10 protein-coding genes are annotated in these 13,125 nt (G+C 68.0%); 6 read left to right on the top strand and 4 right to left on the bottom strand.

What is annotated here, in order from left to right; translation table 11 throughout:
* Positions 1-35: 35 nt before the first annotated feature.
* Positions 36-842, top strand: a complete 807-nt coding sequence (locus EDC02_RS15355) for an SGNH/GDSL hydrolase family protein (RefSeq protein WP_123602548.1) — start codon at positions 36-38, stop codon at positions 840-842.
* 90 nt (positions 843-932) lie between these two features.
* On the opposite strand, the gene EDC02_RS15350 is transcribed toward EDC02_RS15355, so the two are convergent.
* The gene (locus tag EDC02_RS15350) at positions 933-1,697 is read right to left on the bottom strand and encodes a hypothetical protein (RefSeq protein WP_199757648.1); all 765 of its coding nucleotides are present in this window, start codon (positions 1,695-1,697) and stop codon (positions 933-935) included.
* Positions 1,698-1,848: 151 nt separating this feature from the next.
* Here EDC02_RS15350 and EDC02_RS15345 point away from each other — a divergent pair, with 151 nt between their 5' ends.
* The gene (locus EDC02_RS15345; protein WP_123602547.1) at positions 1,849-4,452 is read left to right on the top strand and encodes an FtsK/SpoIIIE domain-containing protein; all 2,604 of its coding nucleotides are present in this window, start codon (positions 1,849-1,851) and stop codon (positions 4,450-4,452) included.
* Between the two features lie 5 nt (positions 4,453-4,457).
* A complete protein-coding gene (locus EDC02_RS15340) occupies positions 4,458-5,441 on the top strand; it encodes a hypothetical protein (protein ID WP_123602546.1) in 984 nt (327 codons plus the stop codon).
* Between the two features lie 1,053 nt (positions 5,442-6,494).
* Here EDC02_RS15340 and EDC02_RS15335 read toward each other — a convergent pair.
* Positions 6,495-8,078 carry a hypothetical protein gene (locus EDC02_RS15335; protein ID WP_233605946.1) on the bottom strand — a complete coding sequence of 528 codons (1,584 nt, stop codon included), beginning with the start codon at positions 8,076-8,078 and terminating at the stop codon, positions 6,495-6,497.
* 490 nt (positions 8,079-8,568) lie between these two features.
* Between EDC02_RS15335 and EDC02_RS15330 the strand changes: the two genes are divergently transcribed.
* Positions 8,569-9,171, top strand: a complete 603-nt coding sequence (locus EDC02_RS15330; RefSeq protein ID WP_233605945.1) for a 6-phosphofructokinase — start codon at positions 8,569-8,571, stop codon at positions 9,169-9,171.
* Between the two features lie 53 nt (positions 9,172-9,224).
* On the opposite strand, the gene EDC02_RS15325 is transcribed toward EDC02_RS15330, so the two are convergent.
* Complete coding sequence (locus tag EDC02_RS15325; protein ID WP_123602545.1) at positions 9,225-10,310, bottom strand: hypothetical protein; 1,086 nt, start codon at positions 10,308-10,310, stop codon at positions 9,225-9,227.
* Positions 10,311-10,504: 194 nt separating this feature from the next.
* On the opposite strand from EDC02_RS15325, the gene EDC02_RS15320 reads away from it, so the two are divergent.
* Together EDC02_RS15320 and EDC02_RS15315 are read left to right on the top strand one after the other, a co-directional pair.
* Positions 10,505-10,828 (top strand): multidrug efflux SMR transporter, encoded by a 324-nt coding sequence (locus EDC02_RS15320; RefSeq protein ID WP_353850380.1) that lies wholly within the window; start codon positions 10,505-10,507, stop codon positions 10,826-10,828.
* Complete coding sequence (locus tag EDC02_RS15315) at positions 10,825-11,475, top strand: TetR/AcrR family transcriptional regulator (RefSeq protein ID WP_123602543.1); 651 nt, start codon at positions 10,825-10,827, stop codon at positions 11,473-11,475. The genes EDC02_RS15320 and EDC02_RS15315 overlap by 4 nt, the downstream gene beginning before the upstream one ends.
* A gap of 66 nt (positions 11,476-11,541) precedes the next feature.
* On the opposite strand, the gene EDC02_RS15310 is transcribed toward EDC02_RS15315, so the two are convergent.
* Entirely contained in the window at positions 11,542-13,125 is a 1,584-nt protein-coding gene (locus EDC02_RS15310) for a glycosyltransferase family 39 protein (RefSeq protein WP_148083471.1), read from the bottom strand.

Here is a 13,125-nt window from a genome sequence, read left to right as displayed (position 1 = left end):
CCACGAGGATCCCCCCATCCTTGTGAGGTCCGTCCATGCTCCTTCGTCCCCTGGCCCGCGCCGCCCTCGCGCTGGCCGTCACCGCCGGTGCCACCGGCGTCGGCGTCGTCGCGGCCACCGTCCCGGCACACGCCGCACCCGCCGCCGTGCACTACGTCGCCCTCGGCGACTCGTTCTCCTCCGGCGTCGGCGCCGGCCCGTACGAAACGACCTGTCTGCGCAGCGACCGCTCGTACGCGCCGCTGTGGGCGGCGGCCAACTCGCCGGCCAGCTTCCGCTTCGTCGCCTGCGGCGGCGCGGTCACCGACGACGTGCTCGACAGACAACTGTCCGCACTCGACGCCGGCACCACGATGGTCACCATCACCATCGGCGGCAACGACGCCGGGTTCGTCGACGTCGTGCTCAACTGCCGGCTGGGCGGCGAATCCGCCTGCGCCAGCGCGGTCGACCGGGCCGAACGGTTCGCCACCACCGAACTGCCCGGCCGGCTCGACGCCACCTACGCCGCGATCCGGCAACGGGCACCGAACGCGCAGCTGATCGTGCTCGGCTACCCACGACTGTTCGACGAGGTCCGCTACTGCGGCCTGTTCAGCATGAGCCTGACCAAACGGTCCATCATCAACGACGCGGCGGACCTGCTCGCCGACGTCACCGCCGCCCGCGCGTCGGCCGCCGGCGCCACCTTCGTGGACACCCGGTCGCAGTTCGCCGGGCACGGCGTCTGCGCCGGCAGCCCGTGGATCAACGACTTCTCCGCGTTGATCGCCGCGTACCACCCGAACGCCGCCGGCTACCGCGACGGCTACCTGGCCGCGCTCAACACGGTCACCGGCTGACAGCGTCGTACCTGGCAGCGTCGCCCACCTGACGGCGTCGCGTACCTGGCGGTCCGGTCCCCGCCCGCACCACGGGGACCGGGCCGCCCGTCACGTGGCCGCCCGGTCCCGGTCGTCGTCGCCACCGCGGTCGTCGCCGGGAGTCGGCCGGTTGCTGAGGAAGTAGGCACCGAGCGCGCCGGCCAGGGTGCCGAAGACGACGACCGAGTACGCGGCCAGAATCAGCTCCAGACCCTGGGCGAACGGGTCCCGCGCGGCCATCCGCTGACCGGTGATCGTGGTGAGCGTGACGTCGTGCAGCGCCTGCGCGTAGCTCGAATAGGAGCCGGAAACCATCAGCAGTTGGCCGGCGGCGAGGATGAGGCTCACCGTCACCGCGAAGAGCCAGGCGATCCGGTCGGTGAGCAACCGGCCGGCGGAGCGCGAACCCCGTACGGCGGCGGTGATCGCCGCACCGGCGCGGGCGGTACGCAGCGCCAACGCCACTCGGGCGAACCGCAGCACCGGCACGGCCAGGAACAGCAGCTGCCACCAGTTGCGCCGCCAGAACCGGCCCGGGTGTTGCCGGCCCAACCAGGCCCGCAGCGAGAACTCGGCGACGAAGACCACCCACAACGCCCAGCTGGCCGCGCCCAGCACGGCGGCCGTCGGCGGATGGGTGGTGACGAACTGGCCGATCACCAGCAGCAGGAACAGCACACCGAGGACACCGAGCGGCTTGTCGAGGCGGTCGGCGAACCGGCGCAACATCTCGTCGCGTTCCGTCTCGTCGTGCTCGGTCTCGTCGCGGGATTCGTGCCCGGTCTCGCGGCCTTCGGTGCCGTCGTCGGTGCCGTCGTTGTCGCCAGGTTGCATCGATCGCACTTCCGACGGTGGTCGGGGACACTCCGATTACGAATATTAGGTGCATTTCGGGTGTCCAGTCGCCACTATCGCCCGGTCCGGAGTGTCGGCCCGGCCGCGATGGCCGGGTTAACAGTGGCTGCCCGATTCGGATAGTGTTCCGATGGCTACCCGAGTGGCAGGTGGGGGTGGGATGAGCTTCGGTGCCGCGTACCGTCGGGCGGTCGCCGCCCACCGGCAGGCCGTGACCCATCTGACCACCGCCCGATCGGCCATAGCGGACAGCCCCGCCCCGCCGCCGCCGGACCTCGGCGACGTCACCGAACGGCTGCGCCACGTCGGCGAAACCCTCACCACCGGCGCGACCAGCGCCACCCAGGACCTGGCCGTCGGCCCCGCCCCGGTGCGGGTCGGCATGGCCCGGCCGGTCGGGCTGGCCGGCACCGGCGACCCGGTCGAGTTCCCCGCGCTGGTGCCGCTCGGCGCCGGCACCCACCTGGCCATCGACGCCGACGCCCGCCAGCCACGGATCGCCGCCCTGCTGCGCAGCCTCGTCGTGCGACTGCTCGCCGCCGCCCCACCCGGCACGGTACGGGTCACCGCGCTGGACACGACCTCGATGGGCGCCACCTTCCTGCCGCTGCGCCCGCTGGTCGAAGCCGGCGTGCTGGCGGCACCGGCCGCCACCGACGCCGAAGCCAAGGAGCGCCTCGACGACGCCGACCAGCACGTGCGCGCCGCCCAGGCCCGCACCGGCGGGCAGCCGGGGGAGCTGCTGGTGGTGGTCGCGGCGGCGCTGCCGGACAGCCGCGCCGAGCTGATGCGCCTCGCCGCGCTCACCCACGCCGGCACCGCCGCCCGGGTCTGCGTGATCGTCGCCGGCTACCCGCCGACCGGCACCGGAGCGCAGCCGCCGACGCTCGGCCCGGCCACTCAGCTGCGACTCGACGGCAACCGGGGCTGGGTCGGTGACCCGCCCGGCCAGCCGTTCAGCTCCGACGGCACCGGGCTGGCCGTACCGGTCGCTCTCGACGGCGACCCACCGGCCCGGGTCGTGCAGGCCCTCGCCGACCGGCTCGGCGAGATCCACCGGCGCGGCTCCGCACTCGACTTCGCCGATCTGCTGCCGTCCCGGATCTGGACCGAGACCGCCGGTACCGGCCTGCACACCGTCGTCGGCCGGGCCGGCCGGGAGCCGGCGATCCTCGCCTTCGACGACGTCACGCCGCACTGGCTGGTCGGCGGGCGCACCGGCTCCGGCAAGACCGTCTTCCTGCTCGACCTGCTGTACGGCCTCGCCGCCCGCTACCCACCCGACGAGTTGGCGCTCTACCTGCTCGACTTCAAGGAAGGCGTCAGCTTCACCGAGTTCGTGCCGACCGGCCGCGACCCGTCGTGGATCCCGCACGCCCGCGCGGTCGGCATCGAATCCGACCGGGAGTACGGCGTCGCCGTGCTGCGCGAGCTGCGCCGCGAGCTGAACCGGCGGGCGGCGGCGATGAAACGCCACGGCGTGACGAAACTCGCCGACCTGCCCCGCGACGGCAACCCGACGCCGCGTACCGTCGCCGTGGTCGACGAGTTCCACGTACTGTTCGACGGCAACGACTCCGTCGCCCGGGAAGCCGCCGCCCTGCTGGAGGAGCTGGCCCGCAAAGGCCGGTCGTACGGCGTACACCTGGTCCTGGCCAGCCAGAGCATGTCCGGCATCGAAGCGCTGTACGGCAAGACCGACTCGATCTTCGGTCAGTTCCCGCTGCGGGTGGCGCTGCCCGGCGGCAACGGCGTCCTCGACCCGCTCAACCACACCGCCGGTGGGCTGCCGGTCGGGCAGGCGATCGTCAACGCCTCGGCCGGCATCGCCGGCGCCAACACGGTCGTCCGGTTCCCGGACGCGCACGGCGGGGCCCGCCGGATCGCCGCGCTGCGCCACGAGCTGTGGCAGGCCCGCGCCGCCGGCTCCCGGCCACCGGCGATCTTCAAGGGGTACGAGGCGGCGCACCTCGACGGCGACCCGACGTACCGCTCACTGGCCCCCGGCGGACGGCGCCCGCTGGCGCTGGTCGGCCGGCAGGTCGACGTGGATCTGACGTCGGCGGTGTTTCCGCTGGACGCCACCCCGGGCCGGCACATCGCGGTGGTCGGCACCACCGGCCACGCCGCCGACGTGCTGCACGCCGCCACGGTCAGCCTGGCCCGGCAGGAGCCGCCCGGCCACGCCCGGTTCCTGTTCGCCCCGCTGGTCGCCTCCGCCGACGAGGTCGCCGATGAAACCGCTGAGGCGCTGCACGCCTTCGGGCATTCGATCACCCGGTTGACCGCCGCCGAGCTGCGCGAGGAGCTGCGCCGACTGGCCACCCCGGACGCGGCGACGCCGGCCGACGGCGGGCGGACGTACCTGGTGGTGTTCGGGATGGACGCCGCCGCCGGGGTGCTCGGCGCGAAGGACGACATGTTCCGGTCCGGGCTGGACGACCTGCAGGTGGTGCTGCGCCAGGGGCCCGGCCACGGCGTACACCTGTTGGGTTGGTGGCGTGGGCTGCGCCGGCTCGCCGACGACCTGGGCGGCTCACACAACCGCGACGACCTGGCCTGCCTGGTGGCGATGAACGTGCCCGGCGGCGAGCTGGGCTCCTACCTGGGCACCCACGACGTGGCGTACCGGCCGCGGCCGAACCGGGCGCTGCTGATCGACCGGCACGACCAGCGGACCCGGCTGATCGTGCCGTTCGCGTTGCCCGGCCGCGAGCTGGACGAGGAGGGCTGAGCGCGGTGAGCGACGGGTTCGACGAGTACGCCGCCCTGGCCCGGCACCTGCACGACCTGCACCGCACCGGCCAGGCCGGTGCGGCGCAGCACCAGACGCGCCGGCAGCGGCTCACCGGCTACGCCGACCAGCTCGGCCAGCGGCTGCACGCCCAGTGGCAGCGGCTGGCGGCGATCGCCCAGGCCGCCGGTGTGCCGGCACCGACCGCGCCGCCACCGATCGCCGCGACCCCGGCCGCCGGCAGCGCACCGGGCCAGCAACAGTCCGGCGGGTACGGCGCCTCGCCGGCCGGTGTCCCGTGGCCACCGCCGCCACCGCCACCGCCGGGCCGGGCGATGCCGGGTCAGGCGATGCCGGGGCCGGTCGGGCTTCCGCCACCGCCACGCCGCCCCGAGCTGGCCACCGGCGAGCAGCCGGTGCCGCTGCCCGCCGGGGCTTCCGGGCCGCCTTCCCAGGCCGGTTCGTTGCAGCCGTACGGCGGCGGCGCGGGCGCGGCCGGCCCGGTCTCGGCCGCCCCGATGTCCGGTGCCCCGGTCTCCGGTGACCCGGCTGCGGCAGGCGGGTTCCCGCCGGACGCGGAGCAGGAGCTGGAAGCGGCCCGCCGACAGCTCGACGAGGCCGACGCCGCCGCCACCGAGGCCGAGCAGGCCGCCGGCCGCCCGCCGCTGCTGCCCGGCTGGTCACCGCTGGCCCGGGCGGTCACCGTCTACCTGGGGTTCGCCGTCGCCGTCGCCGTCCTGCAGTTCGGGTTCTTCCTGAACCCGGTGACCGCCGGCGTCGACTACAGCACCAAGTGGATCTGGTCCTGCGCCGGCTTCCCGGCGACCGGCTTCTTCGCCGCGTACTTCGTGATCAGCAAGTGGGGCACCGCCCGGCTGGAAACCGACGGCGGCCCCCGGTTCCCGAAGCTGGGGTTCCTGATCAGCTTCGCCGGTGCCGCCGCCTCGATGCTCCTGCTGCTGGTCTTCCTCCAGCTCGACGAGTTCTGAGTGTCCGGGCCAGTTGCTGGCGATGCTGCCGTGAGACGGGGTGTGGGTGACGACCGCGACCCTGCCGACCGGCGAGTCGCTTCCCGACCCGGACTGTCGGGTGCGCCGGGTCGATGCTGGTCCGATCGGGACGGTCGGATCGCGGTTGTCGCTCTGGGGCGCCGCCGATGTGCTGCTCGTGGTCGAGGTCGCCGACGAGACGATGATCCAGGATCTCCGGGCCCATCTCGACCGGCTACCGGACGCGGGCCTAGTATCTGCACGGCGAGCGCATCCCCGGGCTGTTGACCGGCATCGAGCTTGCCGTCGATGTCCTGATGGCCCCGCATGCCAACTGAGCGAGGCGCATAGCACCGTGGTCGTCCAGTGCTTGCCGATGCCGGCCGTTTCGAAGCGTTTGCGAACGCTCGCGACGTAGCGAAAAGACTATTAACTCGTCATGAAGATAGCGCTGTTGGGACCGAGAATCGGCGAAGAGTCGACCCCGAACGGATATGGACATCGACGACTGCAAGTGCCATCCTTGATGGTGTCATCGCCATGCATACGAGGGGAAGGCGATGAATAACAATTGTTTCGCCCTCGTGTAGAGCTACAGGAGGCGCAGATGTTCTCGAATTCGTGGATTCGCCGCTTGATTGGGCGAGCTGGGGTGGTGGGAGCGGCGTTCGCGTTGATGTCCGCAGTGGCAGTAGCGCCATCCGCAATGGCCGCCCCGCCAGCATCTGGCGACGCAGTGGTGGTTCCGAACGACTGGAACGGGTACTGCCAGACGAACACATACAGCACGAGCGCTTGGGGTTGGTGCGATGGCACTGGTCCGCAGCGCTACGCAATCTACATTCTTTGCAGCAACAGCGGAGTGTACAAGAGTTCCAGCACTCCCTGGTTCGGTGACCGGAATGGCGCATGGGCCTACTGCCCGAGCGGAACCGAGGCGGTTTCGAGTTGGGGCGGGCGGGCCTGAGATTTGTCCCGATAGGAGGTCGGAAGGATTCGGAGCGTCACGCTCCGGGTCCTTCCTTGCTGGTCCGGGTGGGATGTCGACACGACTCAGTTACTCGACAAGTAGATGTGATAGCCGGGTACGTTTACAACAGTTGGTACGGCTTGACTCGTTGACATGAGTTGGGTAACTAGCGGATTGGCGGGTGAATCGACAGGGAGAACATATGCTGGATCGCTCGAATCCTGCACCGCCTCCAGATGCGGCAAATATCGGTTTAAGCCTGGACTCAAGTTGCCCTCGTCAATGACGGCACACACGATGTTCTCGTTTGTCGCGAAGGTGATGTTATTACACGTCCAGTACTCGCTATACACGTGGGTTACATCGAGTTGTTCGAGTTGTGCAATCATGTTATCCCGTTGTTGGGCAAGATCTCTCATGTCGGGCGCAATCGCCACGACACCAGCAGTGGCGACCAAGGTCGATATTGCAGTGGCGGCGAGAATGGTTGCTGATGCTACGCGCCAAACTATCGCGCGACGCTGCAGTGATTGCCAAAGTGGCCACAACGCGGCTGGTAGCGAGATTAGTAGGCACGAGAGGTACCTGGCACTTTCGACTGGAGTGTCTGCTGCGGCACTACTCCGAACATACGCGAGAATCGTCAACGCCGCGCCGATCAATAAACCTAGGTGGGCTACGGAGGCGACTTTTTGAATTCCCTCCTGGTGTCGAATCGAAGCCAATGTGGCTATTGCGGCAACTAGGAGAAGCAGCGGAAAAGAAAGTCCCCACCAGAGCTGCCACGGCGTGCACTCGCTTGGCGCGCAGAATCCCATCCCCATTGGGATACCGAATATTACACCGCCATATAGATGGTCCACCCATGGTGATGCCTCACTGCTTCCGCTCAAATTCAGCAGCACGGAGATCGGATTGATGCGTGAGCTGATTGAGTGCGCGATGAGGGGTGCTGCGCCTATGAGGGTGCCCCCAGCGAGAAGGGCGCCACCGCTCCAGATAATCTCCTTCTTTGCAAAGATAGCTAGGACCGCACCTGCGCAAAGAATATATGGCAGGACGAGTGGATCAACCCAGATCATCAATCCCGCGATGAATCCCCATGCTGCGAAGGCGGCGCTGCGATGGCGATACCGGTTTGCTGCGAGCCCAACTGCGAGCAACATCAACCCGGCGCCCGCCGGATTGATTTCAGGATAGCCGCCACCGGAAATCATTTGATTCTTCAGTATCCGGTCCGAGCCGAGGGCCAGAATTCCGACTACCAGCAAAGTAAACCAACAGCTGCGGTAAAGCTGGTCGATGAGCCGCCACATTATGACCAGAAAGGAGCCAAAGAGGAGCAGGTTCGGGATTCGCAGTGAAATAACCGATGGTCCGAATAGTGCAAATATCGGCGCAGCCAAGTAGGCTTCGAGTGTCCCCATGTAGTTCTGCCCATAGAAGAATGCCGGGAAGTTTTCGGCCTTCGATATGTGGATCGCGGCCAGTCCCATAGTCGCTTCATCGCTATTGGTGGGCGGTACACTCCACAGCAGTGCAAGGAATCTGTATAGGACGCCAAGTGTGACACACAGGGCGGTCAAAATCGTTGCTGGGTGAAATCTACCGATGGCTCGCGATCGAGCGTCATCCGACCGGGCACTGTCCACGGTGAGCGCTGCCATGCCCAGATGATGTCATACGCCCTCAGATCGTAGGTAATCCCAGGTCTCGTGGGCATACTGGTGGTCGGCGTGGCTGGGTGCGGCGGCGACGTGGTGGTGGGGTGCGGGTGTCAGCCGGTCGGGGCCCGGGTGTGCAAGTCGGCGGAGAGGAAGTGTCACGTACCCGCCGTCGCGATCACTCCGGTGACAATCCCGGCGGCCAGCCGGCTTTTCATCCGGGCTAACGCTGTGGTGAACATCGATCATCCTCGTGGGCTGCGGGTGGCGAGCCAGGCACAGTCCAGCACCGGATCCCGGAGGTTGGCGTGAGTAGCGTGGCGCTCAAATCCGTGGGGGCTGCTCGGCCTGGGACATTCGTTGCCGACTCGTCCCGTTTCTTGATCAGGGAGTACCTGGCCGACCGGGGCGGGGCGCTGACCGAGCTGGAGTTGTTCCTGACGCCGCTGACCGGCGACCGCGCGGCGTACGCGGTCGCCGTACGGCCGGGACCATGGGTGAATGGTCGACGAGCCGGTACGACTGGAGATCCGGACGCTGGGCGGGTGTCTGTTCGACTCGCCGCGGCTTAGGCAACGGCTATCAAGGGCTGGTCGCCCGGCACGGCCATCCGGTGGTGCCGTTGACCCCGGCCGCCCATGTGGAAGCCACCGCGTTCCCCGGCGGGATCGGGCTCGTACAACTGATGGGCCGGCACAGCGGCTTCATCGCCTGCTACGCGGCCTTGGCCACCCACGACGCCGATTTCGTCCTGGTGCCTGAGGTGCCGATCGCCCTGGACGGCCCGGGTGGTTTCCTGGCGCACCTGCGCCGGCGGGTCGCCGACCGGGGGCACGCGAAGTACATCGACCCGAGCTACACGATCCGTGGCGTGCCGGCGAACCCGTACGACAGTGTCTACTGTATTCGGCTGGCGCACGCGGCGGTGCACGCGGCGATGGCCGGTCGGACGGACCTGGTGGTGGGTCGTTGGCGGGGCAGGTTCGTGCATGTGCCGATGCCGCTGGCGGTGAGCGCCCGTAACCAGGTCGACCCGTACGGCGACCTGTGGCTGTCGGTCCTGGAGGCCACCGGTCAGCCGCCGCTGATCGCCTGATCGGGCGGCCGAGTTGGCCGCCCACTACGTCGAGGATGCTCACCAGCAGCGGCTCACCACCACTGGCGTACGGTCACGGTCGCGGCCCCGCCGTTGTCGCTGAGGTTGTTGTCGTTGATGGTGACCTGGAACCTGCCGCCGACCAGCCCGGCTGCTTCGTAGAGCAGGCACGGCGAGGTCGACGGCGTGCCGGTGTCCCGGGTGCCGACGATCGGGAACCAGCTGCCGGCCTCGTACCATCCGCGCCCGCTGACGAAGGTCGCGCCGGCCGTCACCGAGCCGATCAGCGAATAGGGAGGCTCGCCGGGTGCCGGGTAGCCGGGTACGGCGTGCTGCCAGGAGTACCCGTGCACCGGCTTGACGTTGCCCCAGAAGTCGGTCCTGATCTCACCGGTCGCGTCGACGCGCAGGGCGTCGCCGTCCTCCAGGCCATGCTCCGCCAACCAGGGGGTCACGTGGTTGCCGGCGGCGGACCAGGGGTCGGACGTGTGGTTCGGCGTGGTCATGGGCGGCTGGCATCTCCGCAGGGTCGACGACTCCGGGGGCAGCAGGTAGCCGGTTTCGCGGCGGTACAGGCCCCAACCGGCTGCGGGCGAGCTGTAACCCGTGACGCGGTTCCACGTCGCCAGGGCGGCGTTGTCCTCGGTGGCCGGGTTCCAGTAGCTGTAGAAGGCCATCCCGCCGCCGGCTGGCAGCGCGATCGGCACGTACCCCTCGATCCGGAACAGCGTGTACTCGTGGCCGGATGTCTTGCGGTCGCCGACGTTGCCGGCCCAGTTGGGGTCGGTGGTGAGGAAGTTGTCCGCGCGGTCGGGGCTCCACCAGTGGTAGAGCGGGGTGGTGCCGGCCGGCCGGGGGTTGTCGGGGTTGAAGACGTGCCCTTGGATGCCGACGCTGTGGTAGAGCGGGTCGGGCGCGCAGCCGGCGAGGCGGAAGTACTTGCAGGTCCACGCCGACTGGCTGGTGGTGAAGTAGTCGCCCCGGGCGGGGCTGAAGAAGGTGACGAGCGGGACCAGGGTGGGGCCGCCTGCGGTGGCCGGCGGTGCCGCGAGGGTCACCGTACCCGCCGTCGCGATCACTCCGGTGACGATCCCGGCGGCCAGCAGGCTCCGGATTCGGGCTAACGCAGTGGTGAACATCGATCATCCTCGTGGGGCTGAAGGTGGCGAAACCAGGCACAGTCCAGCACCGGATCCCGGAGGTTGGCGTGAGTAGCGTGGCGCTCAAATCCGTACGGCGGCTACTCACCCGGTGGTCGGCCGGGGATATCCGCTGCCGGCCCAGACCGTTTCTTGTACGCTTGTACATGTACGTTTGTACAAGAACGGAGACGATCATGGCGTACGTGTTCCTCGCTGCCGCGATCACCGCTGAGGTGATCGGGACGAGTCTGCTCAAGTCGACCCACGGGTTCACCCGGCTGTGGCCGACGCTCGCCCTGGTCGCGGCGTACGTCACCGCGTTCGCCTGCCTCGCCCAGGCGGTGAAGACGATCCCGGTCGGTGTCGCGTACGCGCTGTGGGCCGGGCTCGGCACGGCGGCCATCGCCGCGATCGGCGCGACGTTCCTGGGTGAGCCGTTGACTCTGGCGAAGGTGACCGGGATCGGACTGGTCATCGCCGGCGTGGTGGTGCTCAACCTGGGCGGTGCCCATTGACCGCCGACCCGGGCAGCGCGGCCAGCGGCCGGGACCGCCGTCCAGCGCGGCCCCGGGATCCGGAGGGCCGCCGCCGGGCGTTGGCCGCCGCCACCCTGGAGGTGGTCGCCGAGGTCGGGATCGGGCGGACCACGCACCGGGCGGTCGCCGCCCGCGCCGGTGTCCCGCTCGGGGCGACGACCTACTACTTTCCGACCTTGGCCGATCTGATCGTGGCCGGGCTGCGGCAGGCGCAGACGGACGTCGAGGCCGAGCTGCGCCGCTGGGCCGAGCAGTTCGGCGACGGCACCGACCTGCCAGCCCGGCTCACCGGGCTGATCGGCGAGTACCTGGCCGACCAGGGCCGGGCGCTGACCGAGTTGGAGCTCTACCTGGCCGCAGCCCGCAGCCCCGAGCTGCGGCCACTGGCCCGCGCCTGGCGGGACCGTCTCTGCGAGATCCTGACGCCGCTGACCGGCGACCGCGCGGCGTACGCGGTCGCCGTCTTCGTCGACGGTGTCCTGCTGCAACACTTCGCCATCGGTGAGCCGCTGGACACCGCCGCCGTCGAATCGTCGCTCGCCGCCCTGATCAGGTCGGCCAGCCCGGCGGGGCTGAACGGTCAGTCGAACCGGACTACCAGGGATCAACACCCTCTGACGGATTGAGGCTGACCGGTTCGGCGTGCGGATTCCGGACGGTCCGGCCAGATGGTCGAGTACGGTATGAACGGCTCAGCTGCCCGGCAAGTAGATGCGGTAGCCGGGTATGCTCACGACAGTGGGTGCGGTTTGACTCGTCGACAGGAGTTCAAAAACTAGCGGATTAGCAGCAGACTCGACAGGAAGGACATATGCTGGATCGCTCGAAGCCTGCACCGCCTCCAGATACGGCAAGTATCGGTTGACGCGCGGTCGCAGGTCGCCCTCGTCGATGACGGCGCACTTGATGCGCTCGTTTGTTGCGAAGGTGATGTTGTTGCATGTCCAGTACTCGCTATAAACATGGGTTACGCCGAGCTGGTCGAGCTGTGCATTCATGTTATCCCGTTGTCGGGCAAGATCCCTCATGTCAGGGGCAGCCGCTACGAAACTGGCAGTGGCAACAAAAGCCGATGTCGCCGTGGCGGCGAGAACGGTGGCTGCTGTCATGCGCCAGACTCCTGCGCGATGTTGCGGCAATTGCCAAAGTGGCCACAACGCGGCTGGCAGGGAAATGAGTAGACACGAGAGGTACCTGGAGCACTCGACTGGGGTGTTCGCTGCGGCGCTACTGCGAACATAGGCGACAACCGTCAATGCTGCGCCGATCAGCAAGCCAAGGTGCGCTACCGAGGCGACCCTCCAGTTACCCTCCTGTTGCCGAATCGAAGCCAATGCAGTTACTGCCCCAACCAGGAGAAGTAGCGGAAAAGCAAACCCCCACCAGAGCTGCCACGGCGCACAATCACCAGGCGCACAAAATCCCATACCCATCGGGACGCCGAAAATCAGGCCGCCATACAGGTGATCCGTCCATGGCGCTGCCTCGCTGCCTCTGCTCAGATTAAGCAGCACGGAAATTGGGTTGATGCGGAAGGCAATCGAGTGCGCAATGAGGGGCGCTGCGCCTACGAGGGTGCCGCCAACGAGAAGTGCCCCGGATCTCCCGATGAGCTCCTTCCTTGTGAAGACAGCCAGGACGACGCCTGCGCAAAGAACATATGGCAGGACAAGCTGGTCGACCCAGATCATCACTCCGGCGATCAGTCCCCATGCCGCGAAGGCGACGCCGCGATTGCGGTACCGATTTGCCCCGAGCCCAACCGCAAGCAACATCAACCCGGCGCCCGCCGGATTCATCTCGGGGTAGCCGCCATTGGACACCATTTGATTTTGCATCAACCGGTCCGAGCCGAGGGCTAGAATCCCGACCACCAGTAGCGTAAACCAACGGCTGTCGTACAGCTCGCTGACGAGTCGCCACATAATAACAATGAAAGCGCCGAAGAGTAGCAGGTTCGGGATTCGCAGCGCAATTACCGAGGGGCCGAATAGCGCAAAGATCGGCGCGGCTAGGTAGGCTTCGAGCACCCCCATGTAGTCTTGTCCGTAAAAGAATGCCGGAAAGTTCTCGGCCTTCGATATGTGGATCGCGGCCAATCCCATGATCGCTTCATCGCTATTGGTGGGCGGCGAACTCCACAACAGTGCAAAGAATCTGTATAGGACGCCCAGTATGACGCACAGCGCGGTCAGAATCGTTGCCGGGTGGAATCGGTCGGTGACTTGCAATCGAACGTCATCAGACCGGGGGCTGTCCACGAGTAGCGCCTGCAT

The sequence above is a fragment of the Micromonospora sp. Llam0 genome (assembly GCF_003751085.1).
Classification (GTDB): domain Bacteria; phylum Actinomycetota; class Actinomycetes; order Mycobacteriales; family Micromonosporaceae; genus Micromonospora_E.
Note: the sequence above shows the minus strand (reverse complement) of the source record. Positions and strands in the feature narration are given on the sequence as shown.

Coding starts and splice junctions, on each gene's coding strand:
- EDC02_RS15345 (WP_123602547.1), top strand. CDS start 1,849: ATGGCTACCCGAGTGGCAGGTGGGGGTGGGATGAGCTTCGGTGCCGCG.
- EDC02_RS15355 (WP_123602548.1), top strand. CDS start 36: ATGCTCCTTCGTCCCCTGGCCCGCGCCGCCCTCGCGCTGGCCGTCACC.
- EDC02_RS15325 (WP_123602545.1), bottom strand. CDS start 10,310: ATGTTCACCACTGCGTTAGCCCGAATCCGGAGCCTGCTGGCCGCCGGG.
- EDC02_RS15330 (WP_233605945.1), top strand. CDS start 8,569: ATGGGTGAATGGTCGACGAGCCGGTACGACTGGAGATCCGGACGCTGG.
- EDC02_RS15310 (WP_148083471.1), bottom strand. CDS start 13,125: ATGCAGGCGCTACTCGTGGACAGCCCCCGGTCTGATGACGTTCGATTG.
- EDC02_RS15350 (WP_199757648.1), bottom strand. CDS start 1,697: ATGCAACCTGGCGACAACGACGGCACCGACGACGGCACCGAAGGCCGC.
- EDC02_RS15335 (WP_233605946.1), bottom strand. CDS start 8,078: ATGGCAGCGCTCACCGTGGACAGTGCCCGGTCGGATGACGCTCGATCG.